General features: G+C 54.6%; 21 protein-coding genes. 10 read left to right on the top strand and 11 right to left on the bottom strand.

Annotated elements, in window-relative coordinates:
* Nucleotides 1-326: 326 nt before the first annotated feature.
* Genes xth through AB7E06_RS04750 form a run of 5 tightly spaced genes read left to right on the top strand, consistent with a single transcriptional unit; the run spans nucleotide 327 to nucleotide 4676 of the window.
* Complete coding sequence (gene xth, locus AB7E06_RS04770) at nucleotides 327-1109, top strand: exodeoxyribonuclease III (protein WP_094196869.1); 783 nt, start codon at nucleotides 327-329, stop codon at nucleotides 1107-1109.
* Nucleotides 1110-1124: 15 nt separating this feature from the next.
* Nucleotides 1125-1454, top strand: coding sequence for a hypothetical protein (locus tag AB7E06_RS04765; RefSeq protein WP_094196870.1), 330 nt, complete (start codon nucleotides 1125-1127; stop codon nucleotides 1452-1454).
* Nucleotides 1455-1491: 37 nt separating this feature from the next.
* Nucleotides 1492-2136, top strand: coding sequence for a guanylate kinase (gene gmk, locus AB7E06_RS04760; protein WP_230017978.1), 645 nt, complete (start codon nucleotides 1492-1494; stop codon nucleotides 2134-2136).
* 35 nt (nucleotides 2137-2171) lie between these two features.
* Nucleotides 2172-2375, top strand: coding sequence for a DNA-directed RNA polymerase subunit omega (gene rpoZ, locus AB7E06_RS04755; RefSeq protein ID WP_003799665.1), 204 nt, complete (start codon nucleotides 2172-2174; stop codon nucleotides 2373-2375).
* A 21-nt stretch (nucleotides 2376-2396) separates the two neighbouring features.
* A complete protein-coding gene (locus AB7E06_RS04750; RefSeq protein WP_094196872.1) occupies nucleotides 2397-4676 on the top strand; it encodes a RelA/SpoT family protein in 2280 nt (759 codons plus the stop codon).
* Nucleotides 4677-4851: 175 nt separating this feature from the next.
* Here the strand turns inward: AB7E06_RS04750 and AB7E06_RS04745 are convergent, their stop codons facing one another.
* The 4 genes from AB7E06_RS04745 to AB7E06_RS04730 all read right to left on the bottom strand — a co-directional run bounded on the left by AB7E06_RS04745 (nucleotide 4852) and on the right by AB7E06_RS04730 (nucleotide 8811).
* Complete coding sequence (locus AB7E06_RS04745) at nucleotides 4852-5196, bottom strand: AzlD domain-containing protein (protein WP_230017976.1); 345 nt, start codon at nucleotides 5194-5196, stop codon at nucleotides 4852-4854.
* 9 nt (nucleotides 5197-5205) lie between these two features.
* The gene (locus AB7E06_RS04740) at nucleotides 5206-5889 is read right to left on the bottom strand and encodes an AzlC family ABC transporter permease (protein WP_125276757.1); all 684 of its coding nucleotides are present in this window, start codon (nucleotides 5887-5889) and stop codon (nucleotides 5206-5208) included.
* A 21-nt stretch (nucleotides 5890-5910) separates the two neighbouring features.
* Complete coding sequence (locus tag AB7E06_RS04735) at nucleotides 5911-6783, bottom strand: M23 family metallopeptidase (RefSeq protein WP_108727553.1); 873 nt, start codon at nucleotides 6781-6783, stop codon at nucleotides 5911-5913.
* Nucleotides 6784-6852: 69 nt separating this feature from the next.
* Nucleotides 6853-8811 carry a SurA N-terminal domain-containing protein gene (locus AB7E06_RS04730; RefSeq protein ID WP_427955427.1) on the bottom strand — a complete coding sequence of 653 codons (1959 nt, stop codon included), beginning with the start codon at nucleotides 8809-8811 and terminating at the stop codon, nucleotides 6853-6855.
* A gap of 161 nt (nucleotides 8812-8972) precedes the next feature.
* On the opposite strand from AB7E06_RS04730, the gene ugpQ reads away from it, so the two are divergent.
* Nucleotides 8973-9728 carry a glycerophosphodiester phosphodiesterase gene (ugpQ, locus tag AB7E06_RS04725; protein ID WP_199827820.1) on the top strand — a complete coding sequence of 252 codons (756 nt, stop codon included), beginning with the start codon at nucleotides 8973-8975 and terminating at the stop codon, nucleotides 9726-9728.
* Between the two features lie 25 nt (nucleotides 9729-9753).
* Complete coding sequence (locus AB7E06_RS04720; protein WP_108727555.1) at nucleotides 9754-10608, top strand: 23S rRNA (adenine(2030)-N(6))-methyltransferase RlmJ; 855 nt, start codon at nucleotides 9754-9756, stop codon at nucleotides 10606-10608.
* Nucleotides 10609-10623: 15 nt separating this feature from the next.
* Here the strand turns inward: AB7E06_RS04720 and AB7E06_RS04715 are convergent, their stop codons facing one another.
* Nucleotides 10624-11358 carry a pseudouridine synthase gene (locus AB7E06_RS04715; protein WP_094196878.1) on the bottom strand — a complete coding sequence of 245 codons (735 nt, stop codon included), beginning with the start codon at nucleotides 11356-11358 and terminating at the stop codon, nucleotides 10624-10626.
* Between the two features lie 36 nt (nucleotides 11359-11394).
* Here AB7E06_RS04715 and AB7E06_RS04710 point away from each other — a divergent pair, with 36 nt between their 5' ends.
* Nucleotides 11395-11970, top strand: a complete 576-nt coding sequence (locus tag AB7E06_RS04710) for a chorismate--pyruvate lyase family protein (protein WP_321277826.1) — start codon at nucleotides 11395-11397, stop codon at nucleotides 11968-11970.
* A gap of 50 nt (nucleotides 11971-12020) precedes the next feature.
* Entirely contained in the window at nucleotides 12021-13229 is a 1209-nt protein-coding gene (locus AB7E06_RS04705; RefSeq protein WP_346548409.1) for an MFS transporter, read from the top strand.
* A gap of 75 nt (nucleotides 13230-13304) precedes the next feature.
* Here the strand turns inward: AB7E06_RS04705 and AB7E06_RS04700 are convergent, their stop codons facing one another.
* Genes AB7E06_RS04700 through AB7E06_RS04690 form a run of 3 tightly spaced genes read right to left on the bottom strand, consistent with a single transcriptional unit; the run spans nucleotide 13305 to nucleotide 15866 of the window.
* Nucleotides 13305-14147 carry an aldo/keto reductase gene (locus AB7E06_RS04700; protein ID WP_346548407.1) on the bottom strand — a complete coding sequence of 281 codons (843 nt, stop codon included), beginning with the start codon at nucleotides 14145-14147 and terminating at the stop codon, nucleotides 13305-13307.
* A 50-nt stretch (nucleotides 14148-14197) separates the two neighbouring features.
* Nucleotides 14198-14536: a P-II family nitrogen regulator gene (locus AB7E06_RS04695; protein WP_094196882.1), complete on the bottom strand. Its 339-nt coding sequence runs from the start codon at nucleotides 14534-14536 to the stop codon at nucleotides 14198-14200.
* Nucleotides 14537-14555: 19 nt separating this feature from the next.
* On the bottom strand, nucleotides 14556-15866 hold the full coding sequence (locus AB7E06_RS04690; protein ID WP_094196883.1) for a mechanosensitive ion channel family protein: 1311 nt from the start codon (nucleotides 15864-15866) through the stop codon (nucleotides 14556-14558).
* Between the two features lie 145 nt (nucleotides 15867-16011).
* On the opposite strand from AB7E06_RS04690, the gene argH reads away from it, so the two are divergent.
* Nucleotides 16012-17433 (top strand): argininosuccinate lyase, encoded by a 1422-nt coding sequence (argH, locus tag AB7E06_RS04685; RefSeq protein WP_346548404.1) that lies wholly within the window; start codon nucleotides 16012-16014, stop codon nucleotides 17431-17433.
* A 264-nt stretch (nucleotides 17434-17697) separates the two neighbouring features.
* Here the strand turns inward: argH and AB7E06_RS04680 are convergent, their stop codons facing one another.
* The 3 genes from AB7E06_RS04680 to AB7E06_RS04670 are packed head-to-tail and all read right to left on the bottom strand — an operon-like array spanning nucleotide 17698 to nucleotide 22282.
* Nucleotides 17698-18834 (bottom strand): nucleoside phosphorylase, encoded by a 1137-nt coding sequence (locus AB7E06_RS04680; protein ID WP_321277830.1) that lies wholly within the window; start codon nucleotides 18832-18834, stop codon nucleotides 17698-17700.
* Nucleotides 18831-19280 carry a response regulator gene (locus tag AB7E06_RS04675; protein ID WP_321277831.1) on the bottom strand — a complete coding sequence of 150 codons (450 nt, stop codon included), beginning with the start codon at nucleotides 19278-19280 and terminating at the stop codon, nucleotides 18831-18833. Before AB7E06_RS04675 ends, AB7E06_RS04680 begins: the two co-directional genes overlap by 4 nt.
* Entirely contained in the window at nucleotides 19277-22282 is a 3006-nt protein-coding gene (locus AB7E06_RS04670) for a hypothetical protein (RefSeq protein ID WP_321277832.1), read from the bottom strand. The genes AB7E06_RS04675 and AB7E06_RS04670 overlap by 4 nt, the downstream gene beginning before the upstream one ends.
* Nucleotides 22283-22625 lie beyond the last annotated feature (343 nt).

Here is a 22625-nt window from a genome sequence, read left to right as displayed (position 1 = left end):
CAATCTGCCCACAACGGCATTCAGGTCTTGAACCCTGACTTTGTAGCTGTTACATGCAGACGGTTTGAGGGTAAATTTCTTGTCCGAGAGTGTCTGTTTTTCACTACGACCTAGAACAAAGATCAAGTCGAGCGGTCAATTTCATCCCCATCGCCTCGCTGGCTTTAAAACCAGTCCCTGGCTAGCGCTGATATGATGGCGGCATTCGCGCACGCTAAACGCCCTCTTGCCCGTTTCCGACACGCTGATGGCCGCCTCTGCACCACCTCTACCGACAAAGCTCCGCTCCAACGGCTTCCTCTGCTTTATTTAGATTGTCTGACACCATGAAACTCACCACCTGGAACGTGAACTCCCTGAATGTCCGTCTTCCGCAAGTTCTGGACTGGCTGGCCGCCAACCCCGTCGATGTACTCTGCCTTCAAGAGCTGAAACTGCCCGACGAGCGTTTTCCTTTGGAGGCTTTTCAGGAAATGGGATATCACGCTCACTGGGCAGGTCAAAAAACCTATAACGGCGTCGCCCTGATTTCCCGCGAGCCGGGCACGGATGTGCAGCGCAATCTGCCCAATTACGAAGACCCGCAGCAACGTCTGCTGGCCGCCACCTACCCATCGCCTGACGGCCCGGTCCGCGTGATTTGTGCCTACTGCCCCAACGGGCAGTCGCTCGAGAGCGAAAAGTACAGCTACAAGCTGGAATGGTTCGCCGCCCTGCACGACTGGTTGGAAAAAGAATTGCAGCAGTATCCCCGTCTGGCCATCCTGGGCGACTATAATATTGCCCCAGCTGACCAGGACGTTCACGACCCTGCCAAGTGGGCCGATGATGTTCTGGTCTCCCCGCCCGAGCGGGCCGCCTTCGAGCGCTTGCTGGCACTGGGCTTGCATGACGCCTATCGCCTGTTTGAGCAGAGCGGCAGCCCCTTTACCTGGTGGGACTATCGTCGTTTTGCATTCCGCCGCGACGCCGGTTTACGCATTGACCATGCCTTGTTGTCCGATGCCTTGAAAACCCGTTGCTCAGCCTGCGACATTGACCGCGAACCGCGTGCCAATGAACAGCCCTCGGATCATGCGCCTGTTACCGCTACTCTGTCCTTTACCTGACATAGCCACTGAATTATGCAACTACAAAGCCAAATCATTGAGCAGACTGACTCGGGCTACGTGCTTGAGATCATCCTGGAGCAAGAGCACAAGATCTGGGCGTATCTGGCCATCAGCGAGCCTGACCTGGACGCCGTTGCCAATATCGTCCCCCCCGAACAATTCGAGGCAGGTGGCGATGTGCACGTCATGGCCATCGCCCAGGCCGACGATGCCGCCCAGGAAGTACAAGAGGTTTTGTTTTCCATGAACCCCAACGACACGGTCGTCTTTTTGTGCTCGGACAAGGCCAGTGTGATGGCTGTCCTGACTGAGTTTGGGCAAACCGACCTAAGCAGCAATTAATTCTTTTATAAAAATCTACTTCTAGAGTCTGCTCTCCATGTCCACGAGCTATCCTGGCACTGTTTTTATGGTTGTCGCCCCCAGCGGGGCGGGCAAATCCAGTCTGGTCAACGCCCTGCTGGCCAACGATTCCAACATCATGCTGTCCATCTCGGCCACGACCCGAGCACCACGCCCTGGTGAGACCGACGGCGAACACTACTTCTTTGTGGACAAGGCGCGCTTCGAGCAGATGTGTGCCGACAACGCCATGCTGGAATGGGCCAAGGTGCATGACAACTACTACGGCACACCCCGCGAACCCATTCAGAAAGCCCTGAATGCAGGCCGCGATGTGCTGCTGGAAATCGACTGGCAAGGCGCCCGTCTGGCCCGCGAACATTTCCCCGAAGCCGTAGGCATTTTCATTTTGCCGCCCTCCTTGCCCACCTTGCAGGCGCGTTTGCGCAAACGCGGACAGGACAGCGAAGAGATCATTGCCCGCCGCGTCGAGGCTGCCGAGCACGAAATCGCCCATGTTCGTGACTGTCAATATGCTATTATCAATGAGGATTTTGATACGGCATTACAGCAGCTATTGAGTATTGTGCAGGCCAGTCGGTTGCGCACTGCCACTCAGTCAGTACGGCATCGCCAACTCTTTCAACAATTAGGCGCAGATGCCCTGCTGAATCAGGGCTGATCTCCTTCTTATTTCTTTTTGATAACAGGTCTACTATGGCTCGCATCACTATCGAGGACTGCCTGGAGCAAGTCCCCAATCGCTTTAAGCTCACCTTGGCAGCCGCCTACCGTGCGCGCGAACTGGCCCAAGGCCACGAACCACGCCTGGAAAGCAAGAACAAGCCTACGGTTACCGCCTTGCGAGAAATCGCCTCCGGCGCGACCGGTCTGGAAATGCTGCGCAAAGTTCCTACCTGATAGGCACAAGCGGAGCACGGTATGGCATTTTCAGGTTTACGGGGCGCATCGTCTGGGCTGTTGGCCGTCCTTAAAAAGGGTTCACGGCTAGGTCGTCGCAAGCCTAAAGAAAAGAACACCCCGGCACTGGCACAATCCGCGCAGGAAAGTGCCAACCCGCCTATTGCCTCACTGGCTCCGCTAACCAAGATCATCTCGCAGTACCTGGACCCGAAAGATGTAGAACGGGTACGGGAAGCGTATCGCTTTTCCGATCAGGCCCACCTGGGGCAATTTCGCGCCAGTGGCGAACCCTATATCTCGCACCCCATTGCCGTCACAGAAATCTGTGCAGGCTGGAAGCTGGATACCGACGCCTTGATGTCGGCCCTGCTGCATGACGTGATCGAAGATCAGGACGTCACCAAGCAGGAACTGGCTGAAAAATTCGGTACTGATGTAGCCGAGATTGTGGACGGTTTGTCCAAGCTGGAACGCCTGGAGTTTGCCACCAAGACGCAGCAACAAGCCGACAGCTTTCGCAAGATGCTGCTGGCCATGTCGCGTGATGTGCGCGTCATCCTGATCAAGCTGGCCGACCGCTTGCACAATATGCGCACGCTGGACGCCGTCAAACCTGAAAAACGCCGCCGCGTAGCCCAGGAAACCCTGGATATCTACGCTCCGATTGCGCATCGCCTGGGCCTGAACGCCCTGTTTCGCGAGCTTCAGGACCGCTGCTTCAAGGCCATCTACCCCAATCGCTACAAGGTGCTGCACAAGGCCCTGCTCGCCGCTCGTGGCAACCGCCGTGAAGTGCTGGGCAAAATCACCGAAGCGGTCAAGATTGCCCTGCCTGCAGCCGGCATTGATGCTGAGATATCCGGTCGTGAAAAGTCGCTCTACAGCATTTTCTGCAAGATGGTCGAGCAGAAAAAATCCTTCTCGGACGTGCTGGATATTTACGGCTTTCGCATCATTGTTCATACCTTGCCCGAGTGCTATCTGTCCCTGGGTACGCTGCATCAGCTCTACCGCCCCGTACCGGGCAAGTTCAAGGACTACATTGCCATCCCTAAAGTGAATGGCTATCAATCCCTGCACACCACCTTGATTGGCCCTTACGGCACCCCCGTCGAGTTCCAGTTCCGCACCCGCGAAATGGACCACGTGGCTGAAGAAGGCGTGGCCTCTCACTGGCTGTACAAAGAAGAAGACGTCACGCTGAACGATTTGCAAAAGCGTACACACCGCTGGTTGCAATCCTTGCTGGACATCCAAAGCCAGACGGGTGACTCCACAGAATTCCTGGAGCACGTCAAAGTTGACCTGTTCCCCGATGCGGTTTACGTCCATACCCCCAAAGGCAAGATTATTTCCCTGCCACGCGGTGCTACGCCAGTGGACTTTGCCTACAGCATCCATACCGACATCGGCAATCACGCTGTTGCCTCCAAGATCAATGGCGAGTTTGCCCCGCTGCGCACCGAGCTGAAAAGCGGTGACTCGGTGGAGATCATTACCTCCCCCGCCGCCCGCCCAAGCGCGCAGTGGCTGAACTACGTCCGTTCCGGCCGTGCCCGTTCGGAAATTCGCCACTACCTGCGTACAGTTAAATACGAGGAATCCGTAGCTTTTGGTCGCCGCCTACTCGATCAGGCCTTTGACCAGCTAAGCCTGCCTCATGCTACGGACGACGATCCAAACTGGGACAAGCTGGCCAAGGGTTCAGGCGCAGCGTCCCGCGAAGAAATTCTGGCTGATATTGGCTTGGGCAAACGCTTGGCAGCCGTTGTGGCTCGCCGCTTTGCCCCAGAAAATCCCCTGCTGGAAACTACTGCCGCAGAATTTGACGAAATCAGTGCCAACACCTCGGCACCGATTCTGATTCACGGTAACGAGGGGCAGGCCGTACAGTTAGCACCGTGCTGCGGTCCGCTGCCTGGTGACGCTATTATTGGTGGTATCCGCTTAGGTCACGGTCTGGTCGTTCACATGGCGGAATGTGCTGTGGCACAACGCGCCCAGGCCAAAGAACCCGAGCGTTGGGTGCCGGTGATGTGGGACAGCAATACCGCCCGCCACCTCTCGACCCGTCTGGATGTAACTGCGATCAACGAGCGCGGTGTCCTGGGCCGTCTGGCTGCTGAAATTACCGATGCCGACTCCAATATCCTGCATATATCCATGCCGGATGAATCGGCTGCAACCTCCGTACTGCACCTAACCGTTCAGGTGGATAGCCGCACCCATCTGGCCCGCGTGATTCGGGCAATTCGCCATGTACCCCAAGTTCAGAAAATTGTGCGTGTGAAGGGTTAAACCCGCTTGCAAACCAGTTTTCAGCCGTACAAAAAACGCCCGCTCACTAGCAGGCGTTTTTTTTGGTCTGAGACCTGACAGCAGACACTCAATAAAAAAACAGGCGACTCCCCCTTCTTGCCTACCCAACATAAATTGCCGTGATCGATCAGCAAGAGAGCTTCGACCAGATCATCTACACACCCACATAAGCCACGCACAGGCCGTAGGCCAGCACGCCGGTCAGTGTTGAGCCCGCGATACCACCCGGCCAGCGGCGGCCCAGCAGCACCCCTGCCAGACCTGCCAGCAAAGGCGGCAAGTCCAGGGACATCTGCTCGGGGCGCAGCAAGGAAATCAGGGACACGACGAGCAAAGACACCACACCTGCCGGACCGATAGCGCCAAACAGGCGCGGCCAGATCGAAACGCGACTGGGGTCCGCCTTGCCTTGGCGTCCACCCAGGCGCAAAGGCAGGTAACGAATCAAAAATGTGCCTACGCCCGCCAGCACAATCATGAGCAGAAAACTCCAATCCATCTCTACTCCTTAAGCGCGGCGCAAGGCCATTAGGCCGCCGGCCAGCATACCGACAATAATGGCCAGATACGAGGGCAAGAAAGCCATGGCCAGCACTGCCCCGACAGCGGCTGCCACCAGCACCGGCAAAGGTGCGGAACGGCGGATTTCCAGCAGCAAAGCAAAAAACAAGGCAGGCAAGACAAAACCCAAGGTCTTCTCCAGCACAGGAGACTGGCCCAGCAGGTCGCTGGCAAAGAATGCCCCCAAAGCGGTGCCCAAGACCCAGGAGAGGTAAGAGCCTAACTGCAAGCCACAGTACCAGGACTCTTGCTCTTGGGCCGGCTGGCGGGCCACCCCGGCCGCAGAAGCGGCAAAGACCTCGTCAGTCAAACCTGGAGCCATGAACAGGCTGGACACAGTTCTGGGCCCGGTGAAAAAGCCCATCAAGGTCGGGCCGTAGAACACATGGCGCAGGTTCATAAGCAGCACAATACCCAAAATACTGGGATAGGCCGCCCCTGCGACCAACAGGCTGATCAAAATGAACTGGCTGGCCCCCGCGTACACAATCAGGGACACTAGAACCGCCAGCCAGGGCGACAGGCCTGCGTGTACCGCCGTCAGCCCAAAGGAAATCGCTACGGGGACATAGCCCAAGGCGATAGAGGCGCTGTCTCGCAAGCCCCGTCGATATGCCGAACCGATGATCATGAAAAACCTTGCAGGCCCTGCCTAGGCCTGGAATGCACCAATAAAGATAGCGGGGTCCACCCGTGCGTTATTCAGGCTGACGTTCCAGTGCAAATGAGGGCCGGTCGCACGACCCGTCGCACCGGAGCGCGCTACGACATCGCCCTTGCTGACACGATCGCCCACACGCACATCAAAGGCCGACAAGTGACAGAACATGGTGATCAGGCCCTGGCCGTGATCCACAAATACGGTTTTACCGTTAAAGAAGTAGTCCGCCACGATGGTGACAACCCCATCGGCAGGCACTTTGACTGCCGTGCCGGTAGGCGCGGCAAAGTCCAGACCCGAATGTGGGTTACGCTCTTGGCCATTGAAGAAACGGCGCAGACCAAACGGACTGGTCAGGCGACCCGGAACGGGCTTTTCAAAGACCACATTGCTGGGGCCTTCGTTGCGAAAGCTGGCATAGGCCTGCATCTGCTCTTCATACTCGCGCTCAAAACGGGCCTGCTGCTGCGGGTCCGGATTTACATGAGACTTGTTTTTCAAGGTAATGCGCTGCTCCCGATACCGCTTGCTGCCCACCTGGAACGCCACACCCGACTGCCCTTGCACCGAGATGCTGTGCTGGCCAGCTTGGGTTTTCAGGTCCAGCCCAACAATCGCTTTCCAGCGCTGGTCAGCATCCTGAATTACTAGAACACGGTTGCCATTAAAGTGCGCCACCGGGGCTGAGCCACCTGATCCCAGGTCCAGCACGGCTACCCCACCCGGCACAGGACGATGCAGAGTACGTTCGATGAACGTGCCCTGCCCAGGCGCGGCCTGTGCCAGCCACGGAGCGGTCAGGCCCCAAACAGTTGCGGCGCCTAAAAGGCGCCGCCGTACCAGAGAAATATCAGTGTGATTCATCAGAATGCTCTTTGAAAAACACCCTGGAGCCTGAGAGCTCCAGGGTTACCGGCCCTGATTCAAGCCGCCTTATTCATCCTCACCACTGGAGGTCAACTCTTTTTCTGCTTCGGGCAGAATCTGTACCTTCTCTTGTACACGCATCGCCTGCAAAACAGCTTGGGTCTCAGTACGAGCCATGGCTTGCGTCAACTGTGCCGTCAACATGTCCAGACCGGGATTGCCCGCCTTGCCGGGTTGGTGACTCAGAATCTGCACGACGGTGTAGCCCTGGGGCTGACGATCACCCACATACGCAGGCAACTTGTCCACGGGATTGGCCAGAACCTTGTTCAGCAAGGCTTCATCCATTTCCGGGAATTCAGCACGGCTCACAGCAAACTGGGCAGAGAAATTTTCTGGTTCGCTACCGGCTTGCAACTGTTTCAAGTAGTCTTCACCCGCTTGTACCGCCAGGGCAGCCGCCTTTTCACGGCGCAGGTTTTCCTCAGCAATCGTACGTACTTTATCCAGCGCAGGCACATGAGCGTCGGTTACGTCGATCACCCGCAAGGCAATCAAGGTGTCAGGGGACACTTCGACAACGCCCGCATTCTTGCGCGAAGCCAAAGCCTCGGCATTGAACAGCGCCTGACGCACACGGCTATCATCCAGCACGGCCGCATCGGGGCCATTGGCGGCAGCCAGATCACCCTCTACTTGCGAAGCAGGAATCAAACCTTGGCGGCTGATACCTTCAGCTTGCTTCAAAGTCAAACCCAAGGCATTGGCCGCCGCTTCCAGACTGTCCTCATTGTCGTAGACCAGGTTGGTCAGCTTGCTGGCCATATCGGCAAAGCGCTCAGAGGCCAGTTGCTTGCGCACTTCTTCCTGAACCTTGCTGCGGGCCTGCTCGAAAGACTCGCCTTGCTCGGGCTGAACCTCATTGCTTTTGAAAATATGGAAACCGTTGGGGCCTTCGATCACGCCGGACACATCACCCTTTTTCAGAGCAAATACCGCATTTTCCAACACGCTGGGCCAGGAACCTTTGCTAATCCAACCTAGCTCGCCACCTTCGCGGGCACTACCTTCATCTTGGGAATTGGCACGCGCCAGATCGGCAAAATCGTCTTTATTGGCTTGCGCTTTTTCAGCCAGCTCACGAGCCTTGGTCTGGGCCGCTTCGCGTTCGCTGTCGGAAGCGCCCGCCGGTACGTTCACCAAAATATGGCTGATATTTACGCGGCCAGGCTGCACATAACGTGCCTTGTTCTGCTCGTAATACTGCTTGAGCTGTTCGTCTGTGGGCGTAGGCAGATCCTTGAAGGCTGCGGCCTCATTCAGCAACAGGTATTCCACCTTGACTTGCTGTGGCAATTCCAGCGATTGCTTGTTGGCATCGTACCAAGCCTGCAGGTCTGCATCGCTGATCTGCACCTCGGGTTCAAAATCACGAGTCAAGAAACTGCGAGTGCGCACACCGCGCTCTTCGGTCAGGGCGATTTCCAGTTTGTTCATGACGCTAGGCAGCATCGAAGTGCTGGCAGCGACCGGGCCAAGCACACGTTGCAGGGCCAACTGACCACGCTGACTTTGCTCGAAATCACGGGTATCGATGCCGGCCGAGGCCAAAACCTGGCTGTAAAGGGCAGGTGAAAAGACGCCGTTTTCCTGAAACTCCGGCATGGTAGCGATATAGTCGCGCAACGCAATGTCGGACACGTTAAAGCGATCAGCAGTGGCCACTTCGATTTGTACACGTTGATCAATCAAGGACTCCAGCAATGCACGACGGCTCTCCAGGCTGTCGGCCTGGGCCAGATCAAAACCGGAAGGATTGTTGCGCTGCATATCATCCAGCTGCATGCGGCGCGCACGATCAAATTCCTGGGATGTAATGGCGCTATCGCCAACTTTGACAATATCGCTATCGCCAGAAACGTAGCTGGAGTAGCCGCTGACACCAATCAATACAAAAGATGGCAAAATCAGCACTAACAGGACCAGCTGCATGACGCGTTGGTTCTTACGGATAATCTCGAACATTAATCATCACCTACTTTCGCTTGCAGCAGGGCGCTGCGGGTGGCGCATCAGACCGGCAAGCCGGCTCGGCCTGAAAATATACCGTATATGAAAACCGTACAGTGTACAGCCCCGGTTAAAATAGTACATTGGCTTTTTATCACGCCTCTTGCGAGTCCGCCATGCCTTCACTGAACCATCACTGGCCCTACCCCGCTTTGATCGCCCACCGTGGCGCCGGCAAGATTGCCCCGGAAAACACCCTGGCTGCCATTCGGGTCGGTACCCAGAATGGTTTTCGCATGATGGAGTACGACGTCAAACTGAGCCGCGATGCGGTTCCCGTACTACTGCACGATGACCAGTTGGACCGCACTTCCAATGGTCAGGGTATTGCCTCCCGGCTGACACTGGCCGAACTGTCAGCCCTGGACTTTGGGGCCTGGCATTCCTCGGCCTACGCCGGAGAGCCCATACCCACATTAAGTTCGATAGCCGCCTTTACCCTAGCCAATCAGGTGCACAGCAATATCGAAATCAAGCCCACCACTGGGGACGAGGCGGAAACGGGTCGACGGGTTGCCCTGGCTGCGCAGGCTCTGTGGGCACAGGCCAGCTTGCCGCCTTTGCTGTCCTCTTTTTCCGAAGCGGCTTTGGAAGCGGCCCAGCAAGCCGCCCCCACCCTACCCCGCGCCCTGCTGATTGAAGAAGACGTTCCGGCAGACTGGCCTGAACGCCTGGAACGCCTAGGCTGCATGGGTCTGAATTTGAATGATCGTTTTGTCAGCCAGGCCTTGGTTCAGGCGATTCGGCAAAAAGGCTATACCGTAGCCGTATGGACCGTCAACGAGGCTGAACGGGTACGCGAACTGCTGGATTGGGGATGCAATGGCATCTTCACTGATAAAGTCACTACCATTCGCCCCGATACGCTTTAATTAAACCGCAACATCAGGATTTCTCTTGTTCAGTTACCGTCACGCCTTTCATGCTGGCAATCACGCGGACGTGCTCAAGCACGCCACCTTGCTGCATATCTTTAATTACTACGCTCAAAAAGACAGTGCTTTCAGCATCATCGATACTCACTGCGGTGCCGGCATCTATGATCTGGAACACGATTGGGCGCAAACCAAGGGCGAGTTCTACGACGGCCTGGACCGGGTCTTGCAGCAAGACGACTACCCGGAGCTGGTGGAACACTATATTGATGCCATTGCCGACCTGAACCCGGACGGCACGGCGCGCTACTACCCCGGTTCCCCCTGGTTGGCACTGGAGCGCTTGCGCCCCCAAGACAGCTTTCATGGCTTTGAGCTACATCCGTCCGAATTTGAAGTCTTGAGCGACAACGTGGCGCAATTGTTCCCTCAAGGCAATCGTCGAGTACGTCTGTACCCAGACAATGGGTTTGAACAGTTGGGGCGCCTGCTACCGCCGCCATCGCGACGCGCCATCGTGGTGATGGACCCCTCTTACGAGGCCAAATCCGACTATCAACAGGTCTTGAACAGCGTCAAAAATGCCCTCAAGCGATTTGCTCAAGCCTGTATTGTCGTGTGGTATCCCATTGTGCAACGGCCCGAAGTGCAGGCCTTACAACGCAAGCTGGAGCAACTGGATACGCCCTGGCTGCATGTCAGCCTGTCGGTTCGTGCTCCGGCCAAAAATGGGTTGGGTTTGCATGGCAGCGGCCTGTTCATCAGCAATCCTCCCTGGACGCTGCTCAAGGCTCTGGAACAAAGCATGCCGTGGTTAACAAAAACGCTGGCCCAGGATGACAAGGCCAGCTTTCAACTTCGTCATTCGGGGTTGTAAGCCGCCCCTTTGCCTTTAGGCCAGGCGCTCGGACTCTTTCATGTAGCGCCACTGGCCCATAGGCAGGTCGCCCAGTACCAGTTCGCCAATACGCACACGCTTCAAACCCACAACCTTCAGACCGACCAGCTCGCACATGCGGCGAATCTGGCGTTTCTTGCCTTCGCGCAAAATGAAACGCAGCTGGTCATCGTTCTGCCAGGACACTTGGGCAGGCAGCAAAGGCTTGCCATCCAGGCTCAAACCAAAGTTCAGCAGTTCCAGGCCGCGCTCGCTCAGCTTGCCGGTCACACGCACCAGATATTCCTTGTCGATGACCGAGTCTTCGCCAATAATCTGCCGCGCAATACGACCATCCTGAGTCAGGATCAGCAAGCCGGTGGAGTCAATATCCAGACGACCAGCCGGGGCCAGACCGCGCAAATGTGCTGGGTCAAAGCGTTGGCCACCGCGGCCACCCTTGTACTGCGTGGCCGCACCGATCAGGGAAACCGCATTGCGATAACCGGCTTCAGCTTGCCCCGACACATAGCCCACGGGCTTGTGCAACAGGATGGTGGCACGTTGGGTCTGGCGCTGACGCGCCTGTTTTTCCAGTGTGATTTTCTGATTGGGGTAGGCTTTACTCCCCAATTCAGAGACGATTTGACCGTCCACACGAACCCAGCCGCGTTCGATGAAGGCATCCGCCTCACGGCGTGAACACATGCCGCGCTGGGCCATTAATTTTGAGATACGTTCTTTTTCCATGAGCGCTATTTTATGGCTTTGGCGATAATACAGGACATGAAATTTTCCTCCAGCACAAAAAAACCCTGGCACGAGCGAATTCATCCCTCTGCCACCCCTGCCCAAAAGTACTGGCTACACCGTCCCGGCGCACTGACCGCCGGTTTACGCCGCTTGGGCAACGTCCATCTGGAAGTCGTCAGCGAGTACACATGCCGCTTGAGTCCTCAAGAAGCCGCTTTGATTCAAAAGCCACTGGGCACGCTGGCCTGGATACGAGAAGTATCCATGTCCGTGGACGGAATCCGTTGTGTGATTGCCCGCAGTTTCACTCCCCTGCCCGCCTCGCACAGCGTCTGGCAGGGTATGCGCCGGCTACGCAGCCGACCGCTGGCCGACATGCTTTATAACGATGCCCAGATACAACGCTCGGCTTTTTTAAGCTGTCGATTGAATCGGGGCATGAGCGTTTTCCGCACAATTGAGCGCGCCCTGGCCTGCAGTGGCGAACCGGTTCCGCCGGCTCAGCAGATTCTGTCTCGCTGTTCCGTCTTCTGGCGACATGGTCAACCTCTCCTGGTGGCTGAATCCTTTATGCCAGCCTTCTGGGCACGTGGTGCTACACTGGCTTAGCTAAAATTCAGCATTAACTAATAAAACAAAGTTATATACCGAGACCCGCCATGTCCACGCAAGTCGATCCAAGCCGTCGCAACGCCTTTATTCTTTCTGGAATGCAAGCACTGGGCGGGGCCAATCCGGCATTGGTGGTGGCGCTTAGCAGTCTGGTCGGGCAAAAAATGGCCAGCAGCCCGGACCTGGCAACCTTGCCGGTGGGTATTTTCAACCTGGGGTTGGCCATCGGCATTTTGCCCGCCGCTTTTCTGATGCGCCGTTTAGGACGCCAGGGTGGCTACATCATTGGTGCCTTGCTGGGCATAGGAGCGGGCCTGTTGGCTGCTGCCGGGATTTACAGCCTGTCCTTTGTCCTGTTCTGTGTGGGCACCCTGTTGGCCGGGCTGTATGCCTCTTATGTACAAAGCTATCGCTTTGCCGCTGCGGATGACGCCAGCGATACGTTCCGACCCAAAGCCATTTCCTGGGTTATGGCCGGAGGGCTGTTGGGAGCAATTATCGCTACCCAGACGATTATCCATACTCAGGACATCTGGCCGGATCACCCCTTTGCCGCCGCCTTCCTGGCGCAGGCGGCCTTGGCAGCTCTGGTCTTGCCTTTTGCCTTTTGCCTACGCTTGGCACCAGGCACACGAAATCAGCAAGAGAAGATACCCTACACCGGACGCCCCTTGCGCGTGATTGCCTCCAATAGCTACTTCATTATTGCGGTCGTGGCCGGGGTGGCTTCCTACGTGCTGATGAACTTTCTGATGACGGCCTCACCCTTGGCCATGGTCATGCACGGCCATAGCCTGAAAGAGTCCACGTTGGGGATTCAGTGGCATATTCTGGCCATGTTTGGCCCGAGCTTCTTTACCGGCAACCTGATCAAGCGCTTTGGCAAAATCCCCGTCACCTTTGCGGGTGTGCTCTTGCTGGGGCTAGCCAGCATTGTGGCGCTGCTGGGCATGACGGTGCCGCATTTCTGGGTCAGCCTGATTTTGCTGGGCCTGGGCTGGAACTTTGGTTTCATCGGTGCCACCAATATGGTGGTGGACTGCTACCGTCCCGAAGAGCGTGGTCGTGTGCAGGCATTGAATGACTTCATCATCTTTACCTGTGTGGCCTTGTCCTCCTTTACCTCGGGTCGTGTGCTGGCCGTCTATGGCTGGTACGGCGTCAATACCTGGACGCTGCCAATTTCGGCAGTGGTCATGCTGGCCCTGGCCTGGCTGTACGTCAAGAACAAGCGTCAGCCCTACTTCGCCACTTAATCAAAGCGACGACTCATGAAAAACGGCCCCCAAGCCTGGATGTCATCCCAAGCTTGGGGGCCGTTCTTCCTGCATTCAAATCATTGGTAAATAAGCAGGCCTGGGGCCGCGTGGAAACTGAGCATCCAATGCTTGAATGTGCTCGGGCTGCAACACCAAATCTGCAGCGGCTGCATTTTGCAGAGCATGAACCGCGCGCGATGCCTTGGGAATCACAAACACATTGGGGTCACGCAGCAAAAAGGCCAAAGCCACTTGCCGCGCGGTGGCCTGATAGTGGCTGGCAATCTCGGCCAACAAGGCCCCGCCTTCAGAATCCGGCTCCGGGAAATCGTCGTGACCGAAGGGGCTATACGCCACCACGCTGATCTTATGCTCCTGACACCAGGGCATGACTGCGTGTTCAATGGTGCGCTCATTCAGGTGATACAGAACCTGATTGCAAGCAATCTCGCCCGGCCCCACGATGTCATACAGCTCTTCCAGATCTGGCACGTCAAAATTGCTGACGCCCCACTGCCTGATCTTGCCTTGCTGTACGAGCCGGTCAAAGGCCGCGCAGGTTTCCTCCAAAGGAACCTGGCCGGGCCAGTGCAATAAATACAGGTCCAGATAGTCCGTACCCAAACGCTTCAGGCTGGCCTCGCAAGCACGGATCACGCCCTGACGGCTAGCGTTAAAGGGCAAGACCTTGGACACCAGAAAAGCCTCGTGACGACGACCTTGCAGAGCCTGACCGATCAAGGTCTCTGCCTGCCCGTCGCCATACATCTCGGCGGTGTCGATATGGTTCATGCCCGCGTCCAGCCCGGCCTGAAAAGCCGTCATGCTTTGCGACCAATCGGCCTGCTCGACATACCAACTGCCTTGGCCCACACACGAAACACGCGGTGCTGAACCTAGTTTTTCATATCGCATCAGCTTGTCCTTCCAGAACGACTGTCCACACCAGCCCAGTTGCGGCCACCTTACAGTGCGTCGCGACCGCTCTCCGAGGTCCGAATGCGGATAGCCTGCTCAACCGGTGTCACAAATATCTTGCCATCACCGATCTTGCCAGTGTGGGCGGCTTTAATAATGGCTTCGATAATCGAATCACAGCGATCGGCTGCCACCACGATGTCCACACGGATCTTGGGCAGAAAATCCACCACATACTCGGCACCGCGATAGAGCTCGGTATGACCTTTTTGGCGACCAAAGCCTTTCACTTCAGTTACGGTCAAGCCGTTAACGTCCAGCTCTGCCAGGGCTTCGCGAACTTCATCGAGCTTGAAGGGTTTGATGATGGCCGTAATTTGTTTCATGGTTACTCGCACGTCAAATTTAAAGAGGATCTTTCGCACTGCCCGACAAAGACGGACGGTGACTTTCGGCTGCCAGACTCAAGCCAAGGCTCAAATCCCGACCGGTGGGCGACTGGAACAGACGCAAGCCAATCTCAGGCAGCACCGCCAGAATATGGTCAAAAATGTCACCCTGGATGCGCTCATAGTCCACCCAGGCGGTTTTATTGGTAAAGCAATACACCTCGATCGGGATACCCTCTGTCGTAGGGTCCATCATGCGCACCATCTGGATCATGTCCTGGTGAATTTCAGCGTGGCGTTTGATATAGGCCGTGCAATAGGCACGGAAGGTGCCCAGATTGGTCAGACGGCGATAGTTGACCGCATCCATACCCGCACGGCTCAGTTCCTGATTGGAGCGCTCCAAATCTTCTTTTTTCTCAGCCAAATAATCACGCAGCAACGCAAAACGCGACAAGCTATCAACTTCGGCCGGAGTCAGAAAACGAACGCTAGAAGCATCAATGCTCAAGGTGCGTTTGATGCGTCGCCCCCCCGACTCGAACATCTGACGCCAGTTGCGATAGCTCTCGGAAAACAGCTTGTAGGTGGGGATAGTCGTGACGGTCTTGTCCCAGTTCTGAACTTTGACCGTATGTAGAGCGATATCAATAACAAAACCGTCTGCCCCGGCCTGCTTCATCTCGATCCAGTCGCCGATGCGCAACATGTCATTGGTGCTCATTTGCGTGCTGGCCACCAGCGACAGCAAGGTGTCTTTAAAGACCAGCAACAGCACGGCCGACAAGGCGCCCAGACCGGAGAGCAGCAAGACAGGCGATTGATCCAGAATGATGGAGATCATGACGATAATGCCAATCGCCCACACCGCTATCTTGGCCACCTCCACATAGCCCTTGATGGACTTGGTGCGCCCCTTGCTGGAGTTGGCGTAGACCTCTTGCCACGCCCCCAAGAGGCTGACAATCGCCATGATGAGAAAGACCAGAAAGCCCAGTAAGGCCACCCGTTCGACCACCTCCAGCAAAGTCTTGGCCAAGGGCAACAGGGTCAGATTTGAGCTGACCACCAACAAAGGCACGGCATAGCCCACATTGCGCACAAAGCGTTTTTTCACCAAGGCTCGTGCCCAGTCATCTTTGCCCGCCACTTTCAGCAAACGCCGTACCAGGCGCGAGAGAACGGAACTGGTCAACCAACTGACAACCCAGACCAGCACAGTCAGCATCGCCAAACCGGCCAATATCTGTACCCAGCGATCCTGCGGTAAATACGCTTCGATCCATTGCCATCCCAACAAATCGGCAAAGGTACTGTCTTGCTCCATGTATTCTTCCTTATCCCACCAGCCCCAAAAAGGGCCCGCATGGTTTCCTAGAGTCTCAAAACTATCTAATATACTGCACAGCGTCTGTTTTCTGCGGGACTGGATGACCTGCGTCAGCCCGTCCAATCCACTATAATCACCCTCTATGTCATCAAACACCCCCCCCTCTTCCCAAGACCAGTTCGCCAATAAGGCCATGGCCTGGTCGGCTCGTTTTTCCGAGCCCGTCTCTGACCTCGTCAAACGCTACACAGCGTCGGTGGACTTTGACAAGCGCATGGCCCGCTTTGATATTCAGGGTTCCTTGGCCCACGCCAGCATGCTGGCTGCCGTCGGTGTGATCACCGAGCAGGACAAGGCCGACATTGAGCGCGGCATGAGCCAGATTCTGGACGAAATCGCCCAAGGCCAGTTCCAGTGGTTGCTGGACCTGGAAGACGTACACCTGAACATTGAAAAACGTCTGGTCGAGCTGATTGGCGATGCGGGCAAGCGCCTGCACACTGGCCGTTCGCGCAATGACCAGGTCGCCACCGATATCCGCCTGTGGCTGCGCAATGAAATTGACATTGCCCTGGACCTGCTGGCCCAGATGCAGCGTAAATTGGCTGAATTGGCGCTGGCTCAGGCAGACACCATTTTGCCCGGTTTCACCCACCTGCAAGTGGCACAGCCCGTTACTTTTGGCCACCATTTGCTGGCTTACGCTGAAATGTTCCAGCGCGACGCCGAGCGTCTGCAAGACTGCCGCAAACGCGTGAACCGCCTGCCTTTGGGCGCTGCCGCTCTGGCCGGTACCAGCTACCCCATCGACCGCGAAATGGTTGCCAAGCTGCTGAACTTTGACGATGTGTGCCGCAACTCGCTGGACGCTGTGTCGGACCGCGACTTCGCCATCGAATTCTGCGCCGCTGCCGCCCTGATCATGACGCACATCTCCCGCTTCTCAGAGGAGCTGGTGCTGTGGATGAGCCCCCGCGTTGGCTTTATTGATCTGGCTGACCGCTTTTGCACCGGCAGCTCCATCATGCCGCAAAAGAAAAACCCCGACGTTCCCGAACTGGCCCGTGGCAAGACCGGCCGAGTCAATGGTCACCTGATTGCCCTGCTGACTTTGATGAAAGGCCAACCGCTGGCCTACAACAAGGACAACCAGGAAGACAAGGAAGGTCTGTTCGATTCGGCTGATACCATTCGCGACACCCTGACCATTTTTGTCGACCTGATCTCGGGCATCAAGGTCAAGCCAGAAGCCATGCGCGCTGCTGCGCTGCAAGGCTTTGCCACCGCTACCGATCTGGCCGACTACCTGGTCAAGAAAGGCCTGCCTTTCCGTGATGCCCACGAAACCGTGGCCTTGGCCGTGCGTGAATGTGAACAATTGGGTTGCGACCTGGCCGATCTGAACCTGGAACAACTGCAAAAATTCGATAGCCGTATTGAATCGGATATCTTTGGCGTGCTGACGCTAGAAGGCTCGGTCGCTTCGCGCAAACACATCGGCGGCACCGCCCCCGAGCGTGTTCGTATCGAAGCACAACGCATTCTGGATCGTATTCCAGGCTGATAAGAGCTTAGGTTAAAAGTAAGAAAAGCCGCTCCTGTTTCAGGAGCGGCTTTTTTTAGGTATCGACTCAGATTTGATCTGACATGTTTTGTCAGTTGCGTTAGGGTTGGGATTGAAACTGCTGCTTTCGGCCAGAAGCAGTCGTACGTATGCGACCGCTATACCATTTACCCTAGGCCCAAGCACGCGAGTCGCCATGCCCCGTGGGACATCTTCCCCGCGTGAAGCAATGTAGAAGCCCATCCTTCTCTAATAGATTGAATGTTATGGCGTTGCAAAGTGTTCCGTGATGGCTAGGATTAAGAACTTGGCGGAAACGTGGCAACCATATGCGTGCAAATTGTCACTTTTATTGCTGTCGCATAGGTCGACCACACATTTCGCACTTATGCTTGGAGGCCTATGGGCTGACAGCTCCGCGGCACGTTGAACCGCAAAGACTTCCATATCAAGTGCGTTAATTTTCCGATGGATATTTTCAATATGGTTCAAGTGGCTCTTGTCCGCAATAACGGCCGACCCACTCGTGAATATCCCGACCTCCGGTTTATGCGTACGACCTGGCCGTTGACCACTGAAACCCTGCTCTAGCTCGGCCATCAACCCAGTCTTATCCGCTAAATGCCTCAGCCGAGTGAGGGTTTGTTGATCCGTCGAAACTTGGTAGGGTTCCTGCTTAAACCCGTCAGTGGCCCATTTGCCAGACTGATACTCGTAGGCCATCCCGCAGATAAAAATCTGCCCCAATTCTGCCCTGCGCTCGAATCCACCGCATATGCCACTCATGCCGATCACCTTTGGCTTGAACTTATCGATGCACACACCAGCCGTGATGGCCGCGTTGACCAATCCCATTTGCGGCAGGAGGATTATCGAACCTCTTCTCTCGGCAAGCTGAACGTCATAGCAATCAATGCCCCCCCTAGATACCGACTTACCATCCAGAAGTCCGATATAGGGGTTCCTCTCTTCCGGAAGCGCGCAGAAGACTAAGAAATCGAATTGCCAATTGCGTCGGAGCTGAACAAGGATGTGATCGAGAGTGGACTGCCATCCCTTGCTGTTGAAGTCCGCGAGTATGCAGCCACGCTCCTCATAATATGCTCGAAGTTCCGGAAAATCGTTCGGATAAGAACTTATCGCCAAAGTGAGGGCGTCACTCTTCCCCGCCTTGACGATTGCCTCAAGTATTGCTCGGCCATTCTGCGATGCGGCAGCATTTTCGACCGACGGAAGATTGAAATCAATAATAAATAATCCAATATCCTCGTGAAGGCTTGCGGAGAAGTCCGTCATGTTTTTTGCGAATATAATCGACTCGCTTGGTATAAATTTTTTCTTGAGGTGTGCAACTATTGCGCGACGCTTCCGATCGTCATCTTCTATGAGCATTATTTTCATTTATGTTGTCTTAATATTGATGCTATTCGTTGCATTGTCGATTTGGACTTATAGTTGTACAAAACCGCTCCCACGATGTCCTGCCCGTATTTCGCCTTAATAATCTTAGGTGAGTCCTTCAGTTTGACCTTGACACCACCGATGTGAAAATCAGGATATTGCGTCACAATAATAATCTTTGCCATTTTTTTCGCGGCCTTTAGGGCGCGCAGAACCTCTATACCCCCCTGAGCCTGGTCGTGCCCTTTTACGTTATCGCCGGCACTGTCTCCAAACGTTGACAGCGCCATATCAAGAATAATGAGATGGAAATCATCTGCCATGACACTGAGAACAGCCCCACTTACGCTGTCGACGATCTCCGGGGCGGTTTCGTACACGCTCAACACACAGCCGATTATCTCGTCGCGCTTGTGGACCTCATCCTCTACCAGTAATATTCTCAAAGTACAGCCCCCTCTACGATGCTTTCCCTTGCCCTCTCAGCGCGCAGCGAGAAAGTCACCGTAAGGCATCGTCGTTGATCATCAGCGTCGCATTTGACTGTATGCACACCCTCACTGGCACGGGTGATGAACTTTATCTTGTTGATCCCCGTATAGCCCTCCGTAACCATAGCTCTGCTAGTTTCTTTGGAATCAATTGCACTGAAGATGCGCGTCTTGGCCTCATGATATTTGCTTTCAGTTACCTGCGACGTAATCTGCATAGTCAAATCATCCAAATCACCCTCAGCATCTGGCTTAGCAGCAGAGGCAGTGATTAAAATATCGGTGCCTGCTTCGCCATGCTTGTGCGCGTTTTGAAGCAGGACGGCCAAGCAATCGTATAGGCGGTGCACACTAATTCCGGTGTACTTTCTCTCGACAGCATTTCCGCGAAAATCAATTTGATTCCGTATATTGAGTTCAATCAGTATGATTTGGCATAAATCCCGGGGCGACGCTGAAACAAATCCAGTCTGAGGCACTTGAAACCAGTCCGCAACCTTCTTCAGGACCTCGTTAACCGCTTCGTGAAGGTCTGCCTTTAGTTGCATTTCGACCCCGCCAAAATAGCCAGAAAATACTCGATCAATACTTGCATTGGCCTCTTGAAGGAGCTGTGTTCGTATGAATCTAGCAGCACGCTCTAACTGCGGCGCAACTTGCTTCCAACAAAAGGATATAACGAGATCGTTAAGCAACTCGCTGCCCCCAGCTAGGCGGAGTGCGTTTGAAAGCCAACGCACATTCTCCTGCGTTGCCGCATCTTCTAAGTCCAAGGAGGAATCAAAAAGTGGGTTGATGGTCGTTTTTGATTTGAATTGAAGATAGTCACGTCTCAGCTTATTGATAATCCCTCTATACATGGATAACCAATGTTCGGCCGCCCTTCTAAATGAGGGATTAGACATGAGCGCCCGATAATCGGCGCTTTGAAAAACAGCGTCGACTGTCTCGGTCGTTACTCCATCTAAAGTATTATGCCGAATCCGGCGTCCCAGATACGACTGGATCCCGAATTCCGCATCTAAGCAAAACTGCTCGAAGGCATCCTTGGTAATCTGAGATATCAGATATTCATCCTCATCTTGCAAACGAATCAATAGCAGTTCTCTACTCTCGCCAATGTCCGTACTAACTCTGGCAATATGCGCTGCGACGGGATAGAGCGCTCTATATTGCTCTGTCGAAACTGTGGGATTGCTATCGAGCCATCGCTTCATTGCAACACTGTCTACATACATCCGACTGCTATCGAAATATTTCTGAAGTTGTAGTAACTTAGAGCGCGTCGCAATGGCATCGGCCTCGATGATGTACTCAATTTGATCGAGCTTCTGCCCGACGGCTCTGAGAATATCCCCACGAATTTGTGCTGCTTCAGAAGCGGTTCGGACCAATGTATACATCTTTTCTAGCGTCACCTCGTTTAGCGATTCCACGATGTATTTTGCGACCTGTGGTGAGTCCATGAGAAGGAACTCGATAAAGTCAAGAATTGAACCGCCATGGTTTTCGTTGACGTATGCAATGAAGTCCGTTCGGAACTCGAAGTCCGCATCGGGGTCTACAGATTTTTTCCTAAAAAGCGCAAGAGCTAAAACAGATACCAGTCCCCGTGCGCTGGGCGTCGCCGACGCATAAAGCGCACGCATCTCTCGCTCGGTCAACAGCACTTCGAGGCGCGAGGTATTTTCGAATATGAAAGTAATTTCCTTCGCAGTGAGCGCCACAATGTTGAGCGGATTTTCAACAAATTGTAGGAAGAGAAACGTGCGATAGAACGAATCAAGTGTCACATTGAGTACATCGGCGACATTTGTTTGCTCTGGCGCCAGCAACAGCTCTTTAAGAACAGCCCCGCGAGAATTAGCCGGGAGGAGATCATCACGTACTTCGGCCAACAGCCTCACTCCCACGACCCTGTCCAACTTGTTCCTATAAGAGGCGCAAGCGGGTCGTTCCAGAAATGCAGCACTCACTCGATATGTTGCTAGAGACAAATCTCCATCAATGTCCTGGGCTTGGTAGTATTCTGAGACCAGCTGGTCGTTGTCAAACGTTTCGGCGTACGCTATAAGCGATTCGATTTTGCCAACTAGCGAAGCATCTAGTCGGAGCTTAAATTCCTCGCGAACCGCACCTAGGTTTTGATGAAGATTGAAAATAGTTACAACGGCATACAACGTGTCGATAAGAGAAGACTCAGTTGAGCGAAGCAAAAATCCCGCTACGTCAGTGTAATCAGTCGGTGTAGGAACGAAATTGCTGAGAGAGATAGCTTTTCGAAAATTTCCCGCCAGCCGGCTTATCAGACCGCTAATCCGACGCTGAGCCACTGCAAAGATTGAGATTTTTGGACTTATATTTTCCAGCGCACTAAAATGCAGGCCAGCATGCTGCCGATGTGCGAATTCATCTTCAATCTGCGAAACCACACCTAATGCGTGCGCCGACAGCTTCGCTGTGCTTCGCACATATGCAAGTTTATAAGAGAAAAAATTCGATGCGCCGTATTTTTTCGCTTGCTCTAAAAGGATCTCAAGCACTGCATCGCAGTCTCTGTAATCTAGATTCGCCAGCGATCTGATGACGTCTAGCATTTCGAAAGCCTGCGCGCCCACGGAGTTTAAGTAGCCTGCGGTATAACGAACCTCGCTTTTCCAATCAGTAAAAGGAAAAGATGTCATTACGTACAAGTCGCCGCTTGTCTTCTTTACTTCGTCGTTTAGATTGTTTAAAAGGCCTTTGTGGCCCTTAAGTATTGCTCCAATTACGACGCTATCGTGGGGAGAATTTCCGCAACGCAGCTTTTCAGCGTCGTGGCTGGAGACTTTCTGCTTGGAGGCGTACCCGCGGACTAAATTTCTCTTTTTTTTATCCTGCAAACATCCAATAAGCTGGAATAGCTCCCGTGAATGTCGAGTTACAGAGTTTTTATAGATTTTGTCTCTTTGTCCCATTGCTTACTCAGCTAGTCTGATCCGGCGCAAGGGCGCACTAGCGCGTCCTTGCGAAACGATTCCTTCGTTGCCAGTATTACACAAATTAACAATGATGCTACCGGCTTTCTGGCAAATGCGTAGCGCGCTGAAATTAATCTCGTGCACTTGGCAGTTTTACCACCTAGGATTGCAGCACTAAGCGCGACATGTTCGAGATCTATTGAAGCTTCCGCTAAGCTGCCCGTCTAAGAAGGGAGGCAGACATTTCTCGGGCAGAATGATGTAACGGGCTATCGCACGCGACATCGCTGCAGCGGCACCCTGAGCACGCAATGCAGCGGAAACTAGAGCTTAAAAAATA

The sequence above is a fragment of the Alcaligenes sp. genome, from assembly GCF_050255915.1.
GTDB classification, from domain to species: domain Bacteria; phylum Pseudomonadota; class Gammaproteobacteria; order Burkholderiales; family Burkholderiaceae_B; genus Alcaligenes; species Alcaligenes aquatilis.
The sequence above is the reverse complement of the archived record's forward strand: the minus strand, read 5'-3'. Positions and strand labels throughout refer to the sequence as shown.

Bases quoted from the DNA above. Each gene is read 5' to 3' on its own strand.
- AB7E06_RS04680 (WP_321277830.1), bottom strand. From the start codon at position 18,834: ATGAAAATAATGCTCATAGAAGATGACGATCGGAAGCGTCGCGCAATA.
- AB7E06_RS04670 (WP_321277832.1), bottom strand. From the start codon at position 22,282: ATGGGACAAAGAGACAAAATCTATAAAAACTCTGTAACTCGACATTCA.
- AB7E06_RS04740 (WP_125276757.1), bottom strand. From the start codon at position 5,889: ATGATCATCGGTTCGGCATATCGACGGGGCTTGCGAGACAGCGCCTCT.
- gmk (WP_230017978.1), top strand. From the start codon at position 1,492: ATGTCCACGAGCTATCCTGGCACTGTTTTTATGGTTGTCGCCCCCAGC.
- AB7E06_RS04700 (WP_346548407.1), bottom strand. From the start codon at position 14,147: ATGCGATATGAAAAACTAGGTTCAGCACCGCGTGTTTCGTGTGTGGGC.
- rpoZ (WP_003799665.1), top strand. From the start codon at position 2,172: ATGGCTCGCATCACTATCGAGGACTGCCTGGAGCAAGTCCCCAATCGC.
- AB7E06_RS04745 (WP_230017976.1), bottom strand. From the start codon at position 5,196: ATGGATTGGAGTTTTCTGCTCATGATTGTGCTGGCGGGCGTAGGCACA.
- argH (WP_346548404.1), top strand. From the start codon at position 16,012: ATGTCATCAAACACCCCCCCCTCTTCCCAAGACCAGTTCGCCAATAAG.
- AB7E06_RS04750 (WP_094196872.1), top strand. From the start codon at position 2,397: ATGGCATTTTCAGGTTTACGGGGCGCATCGTCTGGGCTGTTGGCCGTC.
- xth (WP_094196869.1), top strand. From the start codon at position 327: ATGAAACTCACCACCTGGAACGTGAACTCCCTGAATGTCCGTCTTCCG.
- AB7E06_RS04710 (WP_321277826.1), top strand. From the start codon at position 11,395: ATGAAATTTTCCTCCAGCACAAAAAAACCCTGGCACGAGCGAATTCAT.
- ugpQ (WP_199827820.1), top strand. From the start codon at position 8,973: ATGCCTTCACTGAACCATCACTGGCCCTACCCCGCTTTGATCGCCCAC.
- AB7E06_RS04765 (WP_094196870.1), top strand. From the start codon at position 1,125: ATGCAACTACAAAGCCAAATCATTGAGCAGACTGACTCGGGCTACGTG.
- AB7E06_RS04690 (WP_094196883.1), bottom strand. From the start codon at position 15,866: ATGGAGCAAGACAGTACCTTTGCCGATTTGTTGGGATGGCAATGGATC.
- AB7E06_RS04695 (WP_094196882.1), bottom strand. From the start codon at position 14,536: ATGAAACAAATTACGGCCATCATCAAACCCTTCAAGCTCGATGAAGTT.
- AB7E06_RS04735 (WP_108727553.1), bottom strand. From the start codon at position 6,783: ATGAATCACACTGATATTTCTCTGGTACGGCGGCGCCTTTTAGGCGCC.
- AB7E06_RS04730 (WP_427955427.1), bottom strand. From the start codon at position 8,811: ATGTTCGAGATTATCCGTAAGAACCAACGCGTCATGCAGCTGGTCCTG.
- AB7E06_RS04705 (WP_346548409.1), top strand. From the start codon at position 12,021: ATGTCCACGCAAGTCGATCCAAGCCGTCGCAACGCCTTTATTCTTTCT.
- AB7E06_RS04715 (WP_094196878.1), bottom strand. From the start codon at position 11,358: ATGGAAAAAGAACGTATCTCAAAATTAATGGCCCAGCGCGGCATGTGT.